This window comes from Kitasatospora sp. NPDC089913, from assembly GCF_044748625.1.
Taxonomy (GTDB): Bacteria; Actinomycetota; Actinomycetes; order Streptomycetales; family Streptomycetaceae; genus Kitasatospora.
The window spans coordinates 1,420-20,736 of the sequence record NZ_JBIVGI010000025.1; the positions used below are offsets into that span (position 1 = coordinate 1,420).

Below are 19,317 nucleotides of genomic sequence, written 5' to 3' on the forward strand. Positions count from 1 at the left end.
CGCACCCGCGAACGTCCACACACCGTTCTGACCCGGCACCGTCGTCGTCAACGTCGACGGCGCATCACCCGGCGCGACAGCCACCGAAAGATCCGCGGGCACCGCCCACGCCTTCGCGGTGAGCGAGCCCGCGACAGCACCGAAGGTCCGCACGGCAACGGCGTAGGTACCGTCCACCGGAAGCACCGTGGTGTCGAACCCGCAGGACGTACCGCAGTACCGCCAGTCCGACAGCACCGAACCGTCCGGCTTCAGCACCGACACCTGCGCCTTGAGCAGATCGAAGGTACCCCCGGACAGATCCACGTAGACCCGCTGCCCGGCCGTACCGGCGAAGGTCCACGCCCCGTTCTGCCCCGGCACGGTCGTCGTCAGCATCGACCCCGAACCGTCCAGCGCGAGCTGCCTGGTGATCTCGGCCGACACACTGGCCGTCATCGACCCCGTCGACGCACCCAGCGGATCGAACAGAACCCGGTAGACACCGTCCACCGGCAGCGAGGTCGTCGGGAACGTACACGTCGGACCGCAGTACTGCGACGAACGCAGCACCGAACCGTCCGGCTTCAGCACCGACACCTGCACCTTCAACGAATCCAGCGTCCCACCACTGAAACCGAACGCCACCCGCTGCCCCGCCGCACCCGCGAACGTCCACACACCGTTCTGACCCGGCACCGTCGTCGTCAACGTCGACGGCGCATCACCCGGCGCGACAGCCACCGAAAGATCCGCAGGCACCGCCCACGCCTTCGCGGTGAGCGAACCGGCAACACCACCGGAGGACCGCAGGGCAACGGTGTAGGAACCGTCCACCGGAAGCACCATGGTGTCGAACCCGCAGGACGTACCGCAGTACTGCGAGGAGAGGAACGCCGAGCCATCCGGCTTCAGCACCGACACCTCGGCCTTCAGCGAGGTGAAAGTGCCCCCGGACAGATCCAGGTAGACCCGCTGCCCCGCCGTACCCGCGAAGGTCCACGCCCCGTTCTGCCCCGGCACGGTCGTCGTCAGCATCGACGCCGTACCGTCCAGCGGCACCGTACGCACTACGTCCATGGACACACTGGCCGTCATCGACCCCGCCGACGAGCCGAGCGGATCGAACATCACCCGGTAGGTACCGTCCACCGGGAGCGCGGTGGTCCCGAAGGTACAGGTCGGACCGCAGTACTGCGGGGCCAACAGCACCGAACCGTCCGGCTTCAGCACCGACACCTGCACCTTCAACGAATCCAGCGTGCCTCCGCTGAACCCGAACGACACCCGCTGCCCTGCCGTCCCCGTGAAGGTCCATGCCCCGTTCTGACCGGGCACCGTCGTCGTCAGCGTCGACGGCGTACCGTCGGTCGTGACCGCAGCGGAGAGGTCGGCGGGAACACTCCACAGTCGCGCCGTCAGCGAGCCGACCCGGTTACCCTCCGGATCGAACACCAGCCGGTAGGTACCGGTCGCCGGAAGCACGGTCGTGTCGAACACGCACGCGGGGGCACAGTACGAGCTGAGGAGTGTGCCGCCGTCGGGCTTCAGCAGCACGGCGCGGGCACTGGTGCCGCCGATCGTCCCGTCCGAGAAGGCGGCGGAGATCCGTTGCCCGGTCGTCCCGTTGAACGTCCAGACGGCCCTCTGCCCGGGCAGGGTAGTGCTCTGCCGGGACTGCGTACCGTCCGCGGGGATCGCCACGGAGGTGTCGGTGACCGTGAAGATCCGCGCCGTCAGGGGCCCGGTGGCGGCGGCGCGCGGGTCGTACCGGAGCGCGTAGGTGCCGTCCACCGGCAGGGTCACCGGGTCGAACCCGCAGGCGGCGCCGCAGTACTGCGCGTCGAGCAGCACCGAACCGTCCGGCTTGCGCAACGAGACCTGGGCGTCGTAGTCGCCCAGCTTGCTGCCGGAGACGTCGGTGTAGATCCGCTGGCCCGCCGTACCGTGGAAGCTCCAGATGCCGTTCTGGCCTGGGGCGTTCACCGTCACGGTCGACGCCGTGCCGTCGGTGGCGACGGTCGCGACGGCGTCAGCCGGGATGGCCGTCACCTGCAGCGCGTACGGGCCGGCGGCGCCGTTCTGCGTGGTGATAGAGAGCCGGTGGGTCCCGGCCGTCGGGCTGCGCACTTCACCGCCTTGGCAGCCGTACCCGGAGCCGGCGGTGGCGCCGGCGGGCGTCAGTAGGCTCCAGCGCAGACTGGCGTTCCCGCCCGGGCAGACGGTCGGGCGGACGTAGACCGCCGAGCCGGCCGGGAGGTCGAACAGGTACTCGTCCTGGGCGGCGGCATTCTCCAGGTTCCCGGCTCCGGGGCCGGGAACCCCGTCCGAGACGGTGAGCGGGAGCGTCGCCGTGAAGGACTGCGGCGGTACGACGCCGATGTGCAGCGCCAGGTTGTCGATGCCGAACGCCTGTCCGCCGATTCCGCTGACGCCGGTCGCGGCGATCGCGAACTCGGCCTGGCTGCCGCCGTGGGTGAACGGCACGGTGACCCGGTACCTGGTGTACGGCACATTGCCGGACAGCGTGCCGGTGGCCACCGGGGTAAGACTGCTGGGCGTGATCACCACCGGGGTGCCGCGGTCCGTGCGGACAGTGACCGTCTTGGCCTCACTGCCCGCGGTCCAGTCGCCGATCGCCAGCAGGTCGAACGCCAGCGTTCCGCCGAGGTGCGGTGGCAGGCCCTGGACGTAGGAGCGGTAGGACTCCGTGCTGGTGAAAGGACCCGCGAAGGAGGTCGTACCGGGGTCGGTCGCCAACCTCGACGGCACCAGGTTGGGCGGCAGGGAACCGCCCTCGAAATCGGTGGCCAGGTCGCCCTCCGGACTCACACCCCGGGCCTGCGGATCGGTACCGACGATCCTGCGCTGGGCTGCCGCGGTCGCGAACCGGGCGTCGGCGGTCAGCGCGAGGTCGAGGATGCATCCGTTGAAGGCCGGGCCGGGCGGCACGCCCGCGGCCTCGCACTGCGTGGAGGCCAACGCGACCTGGTCGGGCGCCAGGTCGTGCCAGGTGACGATCGAGCGGGGGAAGGTGAGGTCGGTGAAGGTCCCCGTGCTCTGGCCGGCACCGTAGGTGAACAGCGACGACTCCGCGGTGACCCGCCAGGAGTCCGCGTAGTCGCCGTGGAGCAGGGTGGCCGGGGCCTTGGCCGGCAGCGGGCTGCCGTTCGCGTACCGCAGGTCGTTCGCGGGATCGCCGTCGGCGTTGCCGAAGAGCCCGACCAGGTCGCTGTCCGCCGACGGCGGCACCCACAGACTGGCCTTGCCGTACGACCACGTGAAGACCGGACCTCCGACCCCCTGCCAGGTCACCAGGTAGCGGTTGGCGGAGTCGCGGGTGACGAACGTGCCTTCACCGAGCGACAGCAGCTTGCCGGCCCGCAGCGGGTAGGGACTGCCGTCGAGGACGAAGCCGTTGTTGTCGAACTCGACCCGGTGGTCGTTGACGTCCATCGCGACCCGGCCGACCGTGGAGACATCGCTGCCGCCCCACAGGGGGGTGAACCGGCCCTCGATGGTGAAGTTGTAGCGTTCGGACTCCGCGAGCACGAACTCTCCGACCGACTGGAGGTCGTAGCTCAGCCCGTCGACGGTCGTGATGTGCGGATCACCATTGGCATTCGCGCCGTAGTGGTCGACCAAGTACCAGAGGATGAGAGTCGCGAGCACAACTCCACCCAGCGCGAGCGCGGCCGGCGCGGTCAGCCCCACCTCCACCAGGAAGGCCACGCCTGCGGCCGTGCCGAGCCAGCCCTCGAGTTCGGCGACCAGCGCGGCCGCGACGACCGTCGCGGCCCCGGCCGCGAGAACGCTCTGGGGGACGCCGTCCCGGGCCAGGACCTCGATCTTCTCCAGCAGTTCCGCAGGTACCGGCACCGGCACGGGCGGCACCGGAGGTGTGGTCGGCTCCGCGGTCGGCGAACTCGTCGGCGAGGCCGTCGGCTGGCTCGACGGCTGGCTGATCGGCGGCGAGGGCGGCTGGACCCGGTCCTTGTCGCAGACCTCCTTGCTCTCATCCTCCTCGACGTGCAGCAGCCCGGCCTGCGGTGAGGTCGCCACGTAGGTCCGCCGGGTGAACCCCTTCTCGCCGCTGGGGAGTTTGCACGACTCCTTGGAGTCCCAGACCTGGAACTCGTCCCGGTACGGCCCCCACCGGTTGAGCACGGTGCCGCGGCGGACACCCGCCATGCCCTGGTTCCGGAAGTGCTGGATGTACCCGTCGACCTGGGTGCCCCAGTCCGCGTAGTCCTTGTTCTCCGTGGTCTTGGCCTCGTAGACGTCGACTCCGGCCGCGGCGTTGGCACGGTCGTACACCACGATGTCCGGGCGCTTGCTGTCCGGCAGCTGCATCTCCCACTGGACGTTCGGGCTGATCAGCCCCTGACTCGGTGTCTCCAGCCGGTCGCTCAGGAACTTGACGGCGCGGGCCTGCCCGATCGCCTCGACCCCCTGGCCGCAGGACGACCTCCGCAGCACCAGCCCGGGCGGGCCCGCCTGCAGACAGCCGGGCGCCTCCTTCAGCCGGCGCCGGGTCGTGTATTCGTACCCGTTGACGCAGCGCTTCGCCTCGCCGCTCTGTCCGTTCTTCCAGTTGGTGTCATTCACACAGGTGGCAGCGGCCGCGCTTCCACGCCCCCAGTACTGCTCAATGGGAACAATGAGCCCGGCTATCAGTACTGCGGTCAGAAAGAGACATAAACGACGCACTTCTGCTCCGAAGAGTGGTGGGTGGTCATGGCGGCGCCGATCGTAGCCAGCCGAGATCACTCCGGACCAGAGCGCAGACGAAACATTTCGCGTAACTCTCCGGATGTATCCGGTACGCGCGTCATCGGGCCCGAACCGGGAATTCACCCATCGGCACCGTTCGCCCCGATACGGGTGGATCAATCCTCACCACCGAAATGCCCCGGAAGAATTCGGAGCTGTTCGGGACGGAACGGATCGACGAGAACGTGAAATCGGGCACGGACGAAACCGTCCGTGCCCGATCCCGGTTCGGCCGGAGCTAGAACGCCTCGCTCACATCGAAGAATCCGACCTCGAACGTCGGGGGGAGTCCGAGCACGGAGCGGGGGTCGGTACCGTCGAGCGCGCCGACGAACAGGCCGCCGGGCAGCCGTTGGACCAGCCGTCCGGCTGCCACCGCGGACACCCCGCCCACCTGGCCGGGCACCCGGTCGAAGCGCCGGACCCCTCCGGTGGCCACATCGTGGAGGAACAGCGGCGGAACGCTCTCGTCGGAGAACTCCTCGACCAGCAGGAGTTCCCGCTCACCGGCCCACGCTCCGTTGGGGCTGCCCATGGCCGCCAGCCCCTCGTACCGGGCCAGGACCGAACCGTCCGTCAGGGACAGCACCACCGTGTCGGTGCGGTCCTCCTCCTCGTCGACGAGGCCCACCGCCAGCAGTGTGCCGTCGGGCGACCACGCCACCCCGCTGTCCGACCGCCAGCCGTCGGCCGACCACAGCGGCTTCCGCGCACCCGTCTCCAGGTCGGTGACATCCACCCGCACGCCGTCCTCGTCGACCAGGGTGGCCATCGAACGACCGTCGGGAGAGAGTGCCGCCTGCTCGACGAGGCCGTCCGTGTCCGCGTCGAACACCCGCCGCTCGCCCGTCGCGAGGCGGAGCAGCACCAGGTCCCGGTCCGGCCGGTCCTCCGGTCCGGTGCGGAACAGCAGGTGGGCGCCGTCCCAGGACAGCGCCAACGGCACCGCTTCCGGACGGCCCGGCAGACCTGCCACCCCGACCAGCTCACCCGTGTCCGCGTCCGACACCAGCAGGGTCGAGGCCCCTTCCGGCGGTCGTACGAGCGCCGCGAACGCGGCCCGCCGCACCGGCCTCGGGCCGATCGTCCCGGGCCTGAACTCCGCTGACCTGTCCGCCATCACGGCACCTCCACGGCTCTCCGCCGGGCCCTCCCCGGCCGCGCCGGAGCATAGCAACCGGGGGTGTCCGGCCAGGGCTGGAGCGGCCCGCCTGCGGGTGTCCGATCCTCTGCCGCCGGCGTCAGCCGGTCGGGGCGAGGGGAGCGGTGGCCGGAGCGGGCGTCAGCCAGGGGCGGTCGCGTTCGGCGTGGCGGACGGCGGGGGCCATGGCGCAGCCGGCGGCGAGGAAGAGGACGCCGAGGACCAGCCAGCCCGGGCCGCCCCCGTCGAGCAGGAGCGCCGTCAGCAGCAGCGGTCCGGCGGTGCGGGCCACCGCCACGCCGGTGCCGAAGAAGCCCTGGTACTGGCCGAGCCGGTCCGCCGGGGCGAGGTCGAAGGCGATCTGCCAGGATCCGGCGGACTGCTTCATCTCGCCGAGCACCTGGAGCACCGCGCCGCCGACCAGCAGGGCCGCCACCGCCCAGACCGGAACGGGCGCGGCCGAGAGCGCGAAGACCGCGCAGGAGGCGAGCAGGACGGCTCCCGCCTGGCGGACCGCCCGGGCCGCCGAGGGCAGGCCGGTGACGGCGCGGGCGGTGCGCACCTGGAACAGGGTCACGCCGACGGTGTTGAGGACGAAGAGCGCCGAACCGAGCCAGCCGAGCTGCGGGGCGCGGTCGGCGATCCAGAGCGGGATCACCAGGCTGAGCAGGGGCATCCGCAGCAGCAGTACCGTGTTGACCAACGTCACGACCGCGTAGCGGCGGTCCGCCAGCACCGCGAAGGCGCCGTCGCGACGACTCGGGACCGCGGTGGTGAAGGCCGCGCCGTCCACCGGTGCGGCCTTCGCCACCGGGCGCACCGGCGGCAGCCGCAGCAGGATCAGCCCCGTGGCCAGGAAGCCCAGCGCCGTCAGCGTGAACGCGGCGAGGAAGGCCGCCCTGGTCCCGACCGTGAGCGCGACGCCGCCGAGCGCGGCGCCCACCGCGAGCCCGGCGTTGAGGGTGGCCTGCAGCCGGGCGAGTGCCGCCGTCCGCTCGCCCTCCGGGACGAGGCCGCCGACCAGGGCCTGCCGGGCCGCGCCCAGTCCGGACTGGGCGGTGGCGTAGAGGCAGGCGGCGACCAGGAACGGAAGGAAGTCGTCGACGACGAGGAACGAGGCGACCACCGCGGCGGTGGCGAGGGCGAGCACCGCCGCCGTGCCCCGGGGGCCGCGCCGGTCGGCGAGGTGACCGAGCGGCACTCCGGCGACCGACCCGATCGCCCAGGCCACCGCCAGACCGAGGCCGAGCCGGGTGGGCGAGAGGCCGACGATCCGGGTGAAGTACAGCGCGGAGCTGGTGTAGTAGGCGCCGTCTCCGATCGCGCTCACCAACTGGGCTGTCGCAAGGGTTCGTTGGGATCCGGACAGCGGGGTGCGGCGGGACGGCACGATGCTCCTGGGGTGGTGGGCCATCAGTGGTTCTTCGGCGTGGAGACCAGTCTGCGCCGATGGCGGACCACGCGGAAGGTCCAGTGGATCATCATGATCCTGGGCCACTTCCGCAAACCGTTTTGCGGACGCCCGCGCTCCGGGGCCGTCCCCTTTCCGGCGCCGAACCCGCCCTGCCCGCCCCCGGGAATCGGCTCGCGCCCCCTCCGCGCGCATCACTCGGACGGCGGTACCGCGCGCCCCGCCCGGCGTGTCGGGCGCCCTCCGTATCCGCCCCGTCCGACATCCGCACGGTTGTCCGATCATGCCCCAAGTGCCCGTGTTGACCGACCATTAGGCCCCTCCTATGCTCAGCCGCGTTCTCGTTCACGAACGTGGACACGACCAAACGTGCCCGCCCTCGCGAGCACCGTCCGGCATCCGCCCGGCACCGGGACGGGGACCCTCACGGCCCGCCCGTCCGGAGCCGTCACCCGGCGAGAGGGGCTCCTCCCATCAGCATCTCCATCGTGCCCCCGGCCGCCACGGGCGCCGCCGCCGAGCAGTCGTCCGCCCCCGAGCCGGGATCCGCCGACACCGGTACCGATACCGTCACCGCCGCCGATACCGGCACCGCCGCCGGCACTGACCGCCGACGCTTCCTCACCTACCTGCTCGCCGCGCCGACCCTGACCGTCGCCGCCCGGGCCGGACTCGACGCCGTCGCACCCGCCACCGCACGGGCCGCCGAAGCCGCGACCGCCACCGCGGCCCCCGCCCCGGCCGCCCCGGCCGCCGCGCCCTCCCAGTTGCTCGGCCTGCCCGGCATCCCGGACATCGTCGACCTCGGCGAGGCCCTCCAGATCGCCGGCCTGCCCACCGCGCACCTGCTCGTCCTGGAGATCACCACCGCCGGCCGCGCCGTCCTCCACCTGCCCCGCCTGGAGGTCGGCCAGGGCCTCACCACCACGGTCGCCATGATGGTCGCCGAGGAACTCGACGCCCGGCTGACCGATGTCGATGTCCCGCTCTCCGACAGCCGCCCCGACCTGCTGTTCAACCAGCTCACCGGGGCCTCCAACTCGGTCCGCACGCTCTACGACCCGGTGCGCGGCGCGGCCGCCGCCGCCCGGGCCCGGCTGGTCACCGCCGCCGCGCGCCGCTGGTCGCTGCCCGCCGACACCCTGCGCACCGCCGACTCCGCCGTGACCGCCCCCGACGGCCGCCGGGCCGGCTACGGCGAACTCGCCGCCGAGGCCGCCGCCGTCGTGGTGCCCGCCGTCCCCGCCACCCCCAAGCCGCCCGGGCAACGCCGGGTGATCGGCCGCCCGACCGGCCGCATCGACGCCCGCGACATCGTCACCGGCCGCGCCAAGTACGCCGGCGACCTCGCCGTGCCCGGCGCGGTGCCGACCGTCGTCGCCCGGCCCACCACCATCAACGGCACCCTGGCCTCGCTCGACGCCTCCGCCGCCCGCGCCATGCCGGGCGTGCTCGCGGTGGTCACCGTGCCCACCGGGGTCGCCGTCCTCGCCGAGACCTTCGACCAGGCCCTCAAGGCCCGCGACGCGCTGCGCACCACCTGGAACCCGGGCCCGGTCGCCGCGCTCTCCGACGCCGACATCCGGGGCAAGCTGCGCGCCGCCCACGCGCCGTTCCTGATCCCGCCGCTGCTCACCCAGTACGTGGACGGCGAGTTCGACTTCGCCTTCGTCAACCACGCGCCGATGGAGGTGCTGACGGCGATCGCCGACGTCCGCCCGAACCGCGCCGAGATCTGGTTCGCCGCGCAGACCCCGATCGTCGCGCAGCAGACCCTCGCCGCCGAACTCGGCCTGCCGCAGGACGCGGTGACGGTGCACGTGGTGCGCGGAGGCGGCTCCTTCGGCCGCCGGCTGTTCTACGACGCCGCCGTGGAGGCCGCGCGGATCTCCCGCGCCGCAGGCCGCCCGGTGAAGCTGATGTGGACCCGCAACGACGACATGCGGCACGGCCGGATGCGCCCCGCCAGCCACCACCGGGTCCGCGCCACCTACGGGCTCGGCCAGGTGCTCAGCTACGAGCACCGCGCCGCCACCGTGACGACCGACTTCGGCCACGGACTCGGCGAGGCGCTCACCGCCGCCGGCTTCCAGCTCTCGGTGGCCGGGCTCTCGCTCGCCCAGGCCTTCTTCCTGCTCAGCCAGAGCAACCCGTACAACGTGGGCGTCCCGACCCAGTTGCTGGCCGAGGTGCCGCTGAAGATCCCGACCGGCAGCTGGCGCTCGGTCTACTCGGGCACCGTCCGGGTCGCCGACGAGATCATGACGGACGAGCTGGCCCGTCGTCTCGGCCAGGACCCTGTGGCCTTCCGCCGCGCCCGGCTGCGGGAGCCGGCCGGCCGGGCCGTGCTCGACACGGTCGCCCGGGCGGGCGGCTGGGGGCGCACCATGCCGGCCGGACAGGCGCAGGGCATCGGCTACCACGCCGAGAACGGCGGCCGCGCGGCCTACCTGGTCGAGATCGACGCGACCGACCCGAAGCAGCCCCGGGTGACCAAGGCCGTGATCGCCGCCGACGTCGGCACCGTGATCAACCCCACCGGCCTGGAGGCCCAGCTGACCGGCGCGCTGATCGACGGGATCTCGGTGGTCCTCCAGGCCGGCAACCACATCGACCGCGGCGCCGTCCGCGAGGGCAGCTTCGGCGACTTCCACTACGCACGGCAGCGGCACACCCCGCCGGTGGTCGAGATCCACCTGCTGCCGACGGGCGGACCGCCCGGCGGCGCGGGCGAACTGGGCGTCCCGGCAGCCTCCGCCGCCGTCGCCAACGCCTACGCCCGGGCCACCGGAACCAGCCCGCGTTCCTTCCCGATCAACTTCTGACCGACCCGGTCACCTCCCACCCGCTCCCCCGACCCCGAGGAACGCGCCTGCGATGCCCAGCCACACCTTCGTCCTCAACGGCCGCCCGGTCACCGTCGAGGCACCGGACGACATGCCGCTGCTCTGGGTCCTGCGCGACAAGCTCGGCGTCACCGGCCCCAAGTACGGCTGCGGCGTGGGCGTCTGCCGCGCCTGCACCAGCCACCTCGACGGCGAGGAGATCCAGCCCTGCACCGTGGCGGTCAAGGACTGCGCCGACCGCCGGGTCACCACCATCGAGGGCCTCGCCGACGGCGACACCCTGCACCCCGTCCAGGAGGCCTGGCTGGACTGCGACGTCGCCCAGTGCGGGTTCTGCCAGCCCGGCCAGATCATGACGGCGGTCGCACTGCTTCGCCGCAACCCCGCACCCACGGACGCCGACATCGACCAGATCCAGAACATCTGCCGCTGCGGCAGCTACCCCCGGATCCGCGAGGCCGTCAAACGCGCCGCCGCCCGGGCCGCCGCCGGCGGCTGAATCAGGACTGGTCCCAGACGTCGACGGTCAGCAGCGCGTCCGCCGGGCAGGCGGCGATCAGCTCCGGGTGCAGCTCCTGCGGCCGGAACTCCGCTCCGGGCCCGGCGTCGGACACCGAACCGTCGGCGAGCAGCGGCAGCACATCGCCCGCCCGGGCGGTGAACCGGTGCGGGTAGCCGTCGAACCGCGACTGCTCCGCCCGACCGGCCGCGGCCAGCCCGGTGATCCAGTCCAGCCCGCCGAGCCCGGTCTCCCACTTGGCCAGCACGGCGTCCTCGCCGTCCCCCTCCGTCGGCACCGTCACCACGAACCACCAGCCGAGCATCCGACCCCCCTCCCCACCGGTCCCGTGCGGACCGTCACGAGCGTACGCGCCGCCGGGGACTTCCGGTGTGCGTTGGCCGTGTCCGCCCCGGCCATGATCGAATCATCCGTCGGGACCGGTCGCCGAGCGGGGGAGACGGACATGGTGACCAGCCGCGGGCGGGTGGCCGTACTGGGCGGTGGAGTGGCCGGGCTCACGGCGGCGACCGAACTCGCCGAGCGCGGCTACCGGGTGACGGTGGTGGAGCCGACCGGCTGGGGCGGCAAGGCCCGCAGCTCCGCCGTCCCCGGCACCGGGACCGGCGGACGCCTCGACCTGCCGAGCGAGCACGGCTTCCGCTTCTTCCCCGGCTTCTACCGCAGCCTGCCGGACACCCTCCGCCGGATACCGTTCGCCGACCGGCCGGACGGCGTCGCCGGCAACCTCCGCGAGGCCACCCACATGCTGACGGCCCGCTCCGGCCGGGTCGGCGAAGTCCTCACGGACGTCTCGCTCGCGGCCGGGGCGCGCAGCCCGCTGGAGTTCCTGCGTGCCACCGGCCTGCGCCCCGGCAACGGAACCGCCCTCGGCCCGGGGCTGACCGACGAGGAACTGCTCTACTACGCGAACCGCCTGCTGGTCTACATGACCAGCAGCGACGAACGGCGGCTCGGGCAGTGGGAGTCCACCTCCTGGTGGGACTTCACCCGCGCCGACGGCGCCTCGGAGGAGTACCGCCGGACGTGCGTGGTCGGAAACACCCGAACGGTGGTGGCCGCCCGGGCCGAGGTCTGCAGCACCCACACCGTCGGCGGTTTCCTCGAGGCGTTCGGCTACGGCTTCCTCGGTCTGGGCGAGGTACAGGCCGCCGACCGGGTGCTGAACGCCCCGACCAGCACCGCCTGGATCGACCCGTGGGTCGCGCACCTCGACACCCTCGGCGTCCGGACCGAACTCGGGTGGGCGGTGGAGCGGCTGACGGTGGCCGGGGGCGCCGTCACCGGCGCGGTGCTCCGCGGTCCGCGCGGGCGGCGCGAGGAACTGACGGCCGACCACTACGTCTGCGCACTGCCGGTCGACCGGATCGGTGCCCTGCTGGAACGCGGACTGGCGGCCGCCGCCCCGGAGCTCAAGAGCGTCACGGAGCTGCGGACCGACTGGATGGTGGGCATCCAGTTCTACCTGACCGAACCGGTGCCGGTGGTCCGCGGCCATGTGCAGTACCTCGATTCGCCCTGGGCGCTGACCTCGATCAGCCAGGCCCAGTTCTGGGACTGCGACTTCCGTGCCACCTACGGCGACGGCACGGTCGCCGACTGCCTGTCGGTCGACATCTCGGACTGGGACACCCCGGGCATCCGCTACGGCAGGCCGGCCCGCGACTGCACCCCGGCCGAGGTCGCCGCCGAGGTCTGGGCCCAGCTCTGCGACGGGCTCAACGGCCCCGGCCGGCCGACCCTGCACCGGGGCCTGCTGCACTCCTGGCACCTGGACCCGGCGGTGCGCGGCCTGGGCGGACCGGGCCCGGCCGTCAACGACGAGCCCCTGCTGATCAACACCACCGGGTCCTGGGCGGCCCGCCCGGCCGCCGCGACGGCCGCGGTCAACCTCTTCATGGCCGGCGACCACGCCCGGTGCCCGGTCAACCTGGCCACCATGGAGGGCGCCAACCAGTCGGCGCGGCTGGCGGTCAACGCCCTGCTCGCGGCAGCCGGGGACGCCGCCGCCCCGGCCGAGGTGCACGAGCTCCACCGGCCCGCCGAGCTGCGCCGGCTGAAGGAGGTGGACGCCGAGCTGTACCGGCAGGGCCGCGCCCACCTCCTGGACGGCCCGGCGCCCTGGGAGGAGACCGGACGGGGCGTGCGACCGGGTGGCGGTGAGTGAGTACGCGCGACCGGGTGTCCGGCGTCAGCGCTCCCGGTCGGTGATCAGTCCGGCCAGCGCCGCCAGCTCGGCCGTGGCGACCGGGTCCCGGGTGAGCGCGCCCAGACGACCGCGGGCCGCGGCCGCGTGCCCGGCGGCCCGCTCCTCGGTCCAGCGGCGCCCGCCGGCCCGCTCCACCAGCAGCGCCAGTCCGGCCGGATCCACCACCGCACCGGCCGCGGCCCGCCGGTAGTTGGCGGCCAGTCGCTCGCCGTCCGCCGTACCGGAGTCGAGCGCCGCCACCACCGGGACCGAGAGCTTGCGCCGCCGCAGGTCGTTGAAGACCGGCTTGCCGGTCACGGCCGGGTCGCCCCAGATCCCCAGCAGGTCGTCCACCAGCTGGAACGCCATCCCGAGGTCATGGCCGAACGCCGCCCACCCGGCCACCGCCTCCGGCCCGGCCCCGCCGTACAGGGCGCCCAGGCGGCAGGCGCAGGAGAACAGCGAGGCGGTCTTGGCCGCCACCATCTCCAGGCACTCGTCCGGGCCCACCCGTTCCCTCCCCTCGAAGACGAGGTCGAGGCTCTCCCCCACGGCCAGGTCGACCAGCGTCGTCAGCAGCGCGGCCGAGGCTTCCCGGCCCACGCCGCCGCCTCCGTCCCGACCCCGATCGCCGTCCTCGTCGCCGTCCACCAGCACGTCGAGGACGGTGAGCAGCAGCCCGTCCGCCGAACGCGCGGCCGCCGAGGGCCCGAACACCCGCCAGGCGGCCTCCCGGTGCCGCCGCACGGTGTCACCGTCCAGCACGTCATCGTACAGCAGCGAGAGGTTGTGCACCACCTCCACCGCGGCGGCGGCCGGTACCGCCCGCCGGCGGTCCCCGCCGGCCGCCCCGGCGCAGGCCAGTGTCAGCGCCGCGCGGACGAACTTCCCGCCCTGTCCGGGGCCTTCCCCGGACCAGCCGAACTGGTAGGCCGCCACCCGCCCCGCGCTCCCGCCCAAACGGTCGACCCACGAACGCAGTTGACCGTCGCAGGCCTCCCCGGCCGCCCGCAGCAGCCGCTCCGCCGACACCTCTCCCGCCACGCCCCGCCCCTTCGTCCGTTCCCCGCACCTTCACCGGCGTGCTGCGACGATCCTCCCCCGCCCCCGCGCTCCCCCGAGCACCGAGGCCACCGCCGGGGGCCGGCCGTGCTCGATCTGGTGGCGGCGGGGCGATCCGCCTAGGGTGAGCCGGCGTCCAAGTCGCTTACTCGAAGGGTGGTCGAGGATGATCCGGCGCCGAACGCTGCTGACCTTCGCGGGTGCGGGAGGTGCGGCGCTGACAGTGCCGGGTGCCGCCGCCGCGCATGCCGCCCCCGCTCCCGCCGCCGCCGGCGGCGCGGGACCCGGTCCGGTCGACCTGCCGGGGCCGACCGTGCGACGGCCGGTCGGCACGCTGTCGCTGCGGCTGGTCGACCAGCACCGGCGGGACCCGTTCGCCCCGGTGCCGGGACCGCGCGAGCTGATGGTGCAGCTCTGGTACCCCGCGACCGGGACCGCCGGGCGGGCACGCGCGGCGTACACCACGGCGCGGGTCGCGGCCGTGCTGGATCGGAGCGCCTTCCTCGACCCGGGCACGCTCGGCCGGTTGCGCCCGACCGCGCGGGTGGCCGCGCCGCCCGTCCCGGGGGCGCTCCCGCTGCTGCTGCTCGGGCACGGCCGCAAGGGCGGTCGCAGCAACTGCACCGCGCTGGCCGAGGAGTTGGCCGCGCACGGCTACCTGGTCGCGGCGCTCGACCACACCTATGACGCGGCGGCCGTGGAGTTCCCGGACGGCCGGGTGGTGCTGAGCGCGCTGGAGGACGAGCCCGCCGACTGGGACGCCGCCGAGCGCAGGGAGATCGCCGTCCGGACGGCCGATCTGCGTTTCGTGGCGACGGAGTTGACCACCGGCCGGACGGTCCGGCGGCAGGCCGGACTGCCGTGCGCCGACCCGGCGCGGATCGGGGTGCTCGGCCACTCGATGGGCGGCGCGGCGGCCGCCGAGGCGGTCCGGCAGGACCGGCGGTTCGCGGCCGGACTGGACCTGGACGGCGGGCTCTTCGGCTCGCCGGTGCCGGACGAGGGTCTGGACCGGCCGTTCCTGCTGCTCACCGCGCTGGACGACCACGACACCTGGCGGCGCTGGCGCGAGCACCAGCGCGGTTGGGGACGACACCTGCGACAGGGCGGCTCCGGTCATCTGAGCTTCACGGACCTGCCGCACGCAGCCGGCCCGGGGCGCGTGGCCGAGCACCTGCCGCCGGAGGTCTGCGCCCGATTGTTCGGCGCCATCGCGCCGGAGCGCGCGACCGAGCTGGCGCGGACGTACGTGCGGGCGTACTTCGACCGCTTCCTGCGCGGGAGCCCCACGCCGCTGCTGAACGCTCCCTCGCCGCGCCACCCGGAGATCTCGTTCGTCTGGAGCCGCGGCTGAGGAGAGGTCGTCCCGGCCGCCCGGGGCGCGCTCCGGCCCGCCACCCGACGGCCTCGGGCCCGCTACCCGGCGGCCTCGGGCTCGCGGCCGAAGAACGCGGCGAGCCGGTCGTACACCGGCGCGTCCTCGGCGACCGGGACCTCCGGGCCGAAGGCGTGCTGCTCCTCCTCGCTCCCCCGGTACTCGGGCCGCAGCGCGCCGCGCCCCCAGTCCAGCGCCGCCTGCCCGACCTCGTGGTCCAGCCCGGCGGTGGACTGGCCGGTGGCCCGGGCGAGGTCCCAGCCGTGCACGGCGAACTCGGCGATCTGCTGGTCCACCGGGAAGCGGGCCGGCAGTTCCCCGGCGCCGGGGATCTCGATGACGCCGCCGAGGTCGCCGGCCTCCCGCCAGGCGGCCACCAGACGCTCCGCGCCGGCCTCGAAGCGGTGCAGCCAGTCCTCCTCGACCCGCTCGAAGGGCTCCGACCAGTCGGGCGTGCCGCCCTCCGCCCGGACGGTGAACTGCCGCAGGTCGTGCAGCAGGTGACTGATCAGCTGTCCGACGTCCCAGGAGCGGCAGGGGGTCGGGTGGCCGGCGAGTTCGGTGCCGACGCCGTCGATCAGCCCGGCGGTCTGCGCGAGCGCGCGGGCGAGCAGCTCGATCGGGTCTTCAGCTCCGGTCATGACGCACCTCTCCGTCGGCGGGGCCGTGCCAGCCCCTCGCGCGGGACCCGTGCTCGGGCGCGCGGCCGGTCGGACGCGCGCCCGAGCACGTGGTCGGACGGGCCGATCGTAAACGCGGGCACCGACAACCGGCCCGGAGCCGCCCCCCGGGCCGCTCGTCGGCGTGTCCGGCCGGTCCGGCCGGGCGACGGACCGGCAGGACGACGGACCGCCCGGGCGGCGGACCGACCGGGCGGCGGACCGACCGCCGGTCAGCCCGCGAAGCCGCCGTCCACGGCGATCTCGGCGCCGGTGATGTACCGGCCCTCCGCACCGGCCAGGTGCGCGACCGTGGCGGCGACGTCGGAGGCCCGCCCGAAGCCGCCGACCGCGGTGAAGCCGGACTGGAAGTCGGCCCCGGGACCGTCCGCCGGGTTCATGTCGGTGTCGATCGGGCCGGGGTGGATCACATTGACGGTGATCCCGCGCGGGCCCAGCTCTCGGGCCAGCGTCTTGGTGAGCCCGATCATCGCGGCCTTGCTGGTGGCGTAGAGGCTGCCGCCCGCGAAGGCGGCCCGCTTGGCCATGCAGCTGCCGATGGTGACGATCCGCCCGCCCTCGCCCAGGTGGGCCGCGGCCGCCTGGGCGAACAGGTACGGCGCGCGGACGTTGACCTCCAGCACCCGGTCGACGTCGGCGAGGGCGGTCTCCTCGATCGGGCCGACGTGGCCCACCCCGGCGTTGTTGACCAGGATGTCGAGGCGGCCGAAGCGCTCGGCCACCGCCTCGACCACGGCGCGGACCTCCTCCGGGTCGGCGCTGTCGGCGCGGACCGCCCAGCCGCGCCGGCCCATCGCGGTGATCTTGGCAGCGACGGCCTCGGCCCGCTCGGCGCTGCCCAGGTAGGTCACCACCACGTCGGCGCCGTCCTCGGCGAGCCGCAGGGCCACCGCCTCCCCGATCCCCCGGCTGCCGCCGGTCACCAGAGCCACCTTGCCGTCGAGCGCCGCGATACCGGTCGTGATCGTCATCTCGTCAGAACTCCTCGTGTCGTTCGTGGACATGACTCGATCCTCGGCCGTGGCGCCCCGGGAGTCCGGCGGTATTCGGACGTCGCGTTCAACGTTCAACTACCATCGGCGCGCCCCGACCGCGCGCCTCCGCACACGCCGCGCGCGGGACGCGCCCCGCGCGCCCCACCACTGCCCCCGACACGCCGAACGGCCGCCCCGGGGGCAGGGCGGCCGTTCGGTCCACCGGGGTGCGGGACCCGATGGGGCGGGGTCAGAAGGACAGGGTCTGACCCGGGAAGATGAGGTTCGGGTTGGCACCGATCGCCTTGACGTTCCGGGCGTGCAGGCCGGCCGTGTCGAGGCCGAACTTGGCGGCGATGCCGCTCAGCGTGTCGCCGCTCTTGACGACGTAGCCGCCGGCGGCGAAGCCCTTCTCGGGCGCGGCGGACCCGGCGGGCGCGGCGGGCTTCGCGGCGCCCTGCGGCGGGGTCTGCGCCGGGGCCTTGCGGGCGGGCGACTTCTGGCTCTGCGCGGGGGCCTGGTCGGCCTTGGCCGGCTGCTGCTTGACCGGCTGCTGCTTGACCGGCTGCGGGGCCTTGGGCTCCGGGTCGGGCGTGTCGGCGACGACGGCGGGCGCGCCGCCGCGGCTCAGGCCCGCCTTGGCCGAGCAGACCGGCCAGGCGCCGGGGCCCTGCGAGGCGAGGACCTTCTCGGCGACGGCGATCTGCTGCGCCCGGCTCGCCTGGTGGGCCTGCGGGGCGTAGGCGGCGCCGCCGTACGCCCGCCAGGTCGAGGGGGTGAACTGCAGTCCGCCGGAGAAGCCGTTGCCGGTGCTGATGCTCCAGTTGCCGCCGCTCTCGCACTGGGCGACGGCGTCCCAGGCGGAGGCGGGGGCGGCAGCGGCCGAGGTGGCCGTGACGAGGCCGGCCACCGGCAGGGCCGCGACAGCGGCTCCCGCCACCACGGCCATCCGAACGCGGTTGCGCTTGGTGGCGGCGGTGGTGGTGGCAGCGGCGGTCTCGTGACGGGGGTTCATGGAAGTCCTTTCGGCAGACCCCGGGCAGGCATGCGGAACCAGGCCCCTGCCGGGGCCGGTTGTCGCTCCCTCACTCGTTGGGCGGCCTCGCACGTGTCCGACGTGCCCTGCCGCCCCGGCCACCCTCCGCTCGCCGACTGCCCGTTGGGGCCGGTCGCGTCGACGGCCACCGCCCTGGTGCCGATGGTCGGTCGGCGGGCCGTGGGTCGGGGGTGAACCCGGGTGGTGCTCGTTGCACCGCCAAAGAAGCTACGGCCGCTACCGGGCCGCATCAAGCAATTCTTGGTCGTCCCAGGTCAGTCGACTGTTACCGGCGGTATCGATCATGAAACCGACCCGGAAACGACCGGCTTTGACCGGATTCCCCGGCCCAAACGGTCGATTTCCGTGCGCTCGCTCACATCGGGTCGGCCGAAAGTCCGGGCGCTTTGTCGACTTACCGTCACCGATGACTGACGCACCGTCATGTCGGGGACCGGAGTTCCCGGTTCCACGGCCCGTCGAGGTGGCGTTCGCCACTACGACTACCGAGCGTGAGCAAATGGTTGCCCAACGCATGGCACACCATCCGTCCTTGCACGCACCGAACGGGCGGCCTGCCACCGCCCGGACGGACCGTCAACCGCCGACCGGACGGCCCGTCGGCGGTGCCCGAACGGGCCGTCAGCACGGCTCAGCCGATGCCGCCCAACCCCGCGTCCCGGGCCAGCAGCGCCGCCTGCACCCGGTTCTCGCACCCCAGCTTGGCCAGGATCCGGCTGACGTACGTCTTCACCGTCGCCTCGCTCATGTGGATCCGGGCCCCGGCGTCCGCGTTGGACAGTCCCTCGCCCAGCAGCGCCAGCACCTCCAGCTCGCGCTCGGTCAGCACCTCCAGCCGCCGCCGGGCCCGGGCTCCGCGCGCCGCCGCCGGCCCCGCCCCACCGTCGGCCAGCGAGTCGACGATGTGCCGGGTCGCGGCGGGCGACAGGAAGGCGTGCCCCGTGGCGGCCGCCCGGACGGCCTGGATCAGCTCGGCCGGCGCGGTGTCCTTCAGGAGGAAGCCGGCGCCACCGTCGCTCACGGCGCGCAGCACGTTGTCGCGCTCCCCGAAGGTGGTGAGGATCAGCGCCCGCGCGCCGGGCGCGACCCTCGGCAGCTCGGCGAGCGCCGACAGGCCGTCCAGCACCGGCATCTGGATGTCCAGCAGGACGACGTCCACCCGGTGCGCGCGGGCGAGGTCCAGCGCCTGCCGGCCGTCGGCGGCCTCGGCCACCACGTCGATGTCCTCGGCGGAGGACAGGATCATCCTGATCCCGGCCCGGATGAGCGGCTCGTCATCGGCGACGAGGACTCGGATCACTGCTGGTCATC

13 protein-coding genes are annotated in these 19,317 nt (G+C 73.8%); 4 read left to right on the plus strand and 9 right to left on the minus strand.

The genetic code is table 11. From position 1 onward, the window contains the following. The 3 genes from ACIPYS_RS30145 to ACIPYS_RS30155 all read right to left on the minus strand — a co-directional run. Window positions 1-4,587 (minus strand): VWD domain-containing protein (locus tag ACIPYS_RS30145; protein WP_400751979.1); only part of this gene is annotated, 4,587 nt, incomplete at its 3' end. A gap of 403 nt (window positions 4,588-4,990) precedes the next feature. Next, on the minus strand, window positions 4,991-5,872 hold the full coding sequence (locus ACIPYS_RS30150) for a TolB family protein (RefSeq protein WP_400751982.1): 882 nt from the start codon (window positions 5,870-5,872) through the stop codon (window positions 4,991-4,993). Window positions 5,873-5,993: 121 nt separating this feature from the next. Next, the gene (locus ACIPYS_RS30155) at window positions 5,994-7,307 is read right to left on the minus strand and encodes an MFS transporter (protein ID WP_400751985.1); all 1,314 of its coding nucleotides are present in this window, start codon (window positions 7,305-7,307) and stop codon (window positions 5,994-5,996) included. Window positions 7,308-7,792: 485 nt separating this feature from the next. Here ACIPYS_RS30155 and ACIPYS_RS30160 point away from each other — a divergent pair, with 485 nt between their 5' ends. Together ACIPYS_RS30160 and ACIPYS_RS30165 are read left to right on the plus strand one after the other, a co-directional pair. Next, window positions 7,793-10,129, plus strand: a complete 2,337-nt coding sequence (locus ACIPYS_RS30160; RefSeq protein WP_400751988.1) for a molybdopterin cofactor-binding domain-containing protein — start codon at window positions 7,793-7,795, stop codon at window positions 10,127-10,129. A 52-nt stretch (window positions 10,130-10,181) separates the two neighbouring features. Next, window positions 10,182-10,649, plus strand: coding sequence for a (2Fe-2S)-binding protein (locus ACIPYS_RS30165; RefSeq protein ID WP_093859037.1), 468 nt, complete (start codon window positions 10,182-10,184; stop codon window positions 10,647-10,649). A gap of 1 nt (window position 10,650) precedes the next feature. Here the strand turns inward: ACIPYS_RS30165 and ACIPYS_RS30170 are convergent, their stop codons facing one another. Beyond that, window positions 10,651-10,974 (minus strand): hypothetical protein, encoded by a 324-nt coding sequence (locus ACIPYS_RS30170; RefSeq protein WP_093859038.1) that lies wholly within the window; start codon window positions 10,972-10,974, stop codon window positions 10,651-10,653. 141 nt (window positions 10,975-11,115) lie between these two features. Here ACIPYS_RS30170 and ACIPYS_RS30175 point away from each other — a divergent pair, with 141 nt between their 5' ends. Then, the gene (locus tag ACIPYS_RS30175; RefSeq protein ID WP_093859039.1) at window positions 11,116-12,837 is read left to right on the plus strand and encodes an FAD-dependent oxidoreductase; all 1,722 of its coding nucleotides are present in this window, start codon (window positions 11,116-11,118) and stop codon (window positions 12,835-12,837) included. A 24-nt stretch (window positions 12,838-12,861) separates the two neighbouring features. Here the strand turns inward: ACIPYS_RS30175 and ACIPYS_RS30180 are convergent, their stop codons facing one another. Next, entirely contained in the window at window positions 12,862-13,902 is a 1,041-nt protein-coding gene (locus ACIPYS_RS30180) for a polyprenyl synthetase family protein (protein WP_400751994.1), read from the minus strand. A 184-nt stretch (window positions 13,903-14,086) separates the two neighbouring features. On the opposite strand from ACIPYS_RS30180, the gene ACIPYS_RS30185 reads away from it, so the two are divergent. Next, entirely contained in the window at window positions 14,087-15,274 is a 1,188-nt protein-coding gene (locus ACIPYS_RS30185; protein ID WP_400751997.1) for an alpha/beta hydrolase, read from the plus strand. 62 nt (window positions 15,275-15,336) lie between these two features. Here ACIPYS_RS30185 and ACIPYS_RS30190 read toward each other — a convergent pair whose 3' ends face one another. The 4 genes from ACIPYS_RS30190 to ACIPYS_RS30205 form a co-directional block, all read right to left on the minus strand. After that, entirely contained in the window at window positions 15,337-15,936 is a 600-nt protein-coding gene (locus tag ACIPYS_RS30190; RefSeq protein ID WP_400752000.1) for a TIGR03086 family metal-binding protein, read from the minus strand. Window positions 15,937-16,187: 251 nt separating this feature from the next. Beyond that, window positions 16,188-16,946 (minus strand): SDR family NAD(P)-dependent oxidoreductase, encoded by a 759-nt coding sequence (locus ACIPYS_RS30195; protein ID WP_093859043.1) that lies wholly within the window; start codon window positions 16,944-16,946, stop codon window positions 16,188-16,190. Between the two features lie 253 nt (window positions 16,947-17,199). Further along, on the minus strand, window positions 17,200-17,964 hold the full coding sequence (locus ACIPYS_RS30200) for a transglycosylase family protein (protein ID WP_400752003.1): 765 nt from the start codon (window positions 17,962-17,964) through the stop codon (window positions 17,200-17,202). 673 nt (window positions 17,965-18,637) lie between these two features. After that, on the minus strand, window positions 18,638-19,306 hold the full coding sequence (locus tag ACIPYS_RS30205) for a response regulator transcription factor (RefSeq protein WP_093859045.1): 669 nt from the start codon (window positions 19,304-19,306) through the stop codon (window positions 18,638-18,640). Window positions 19,307-19,317: the final 11 nt, after the last annotated feature.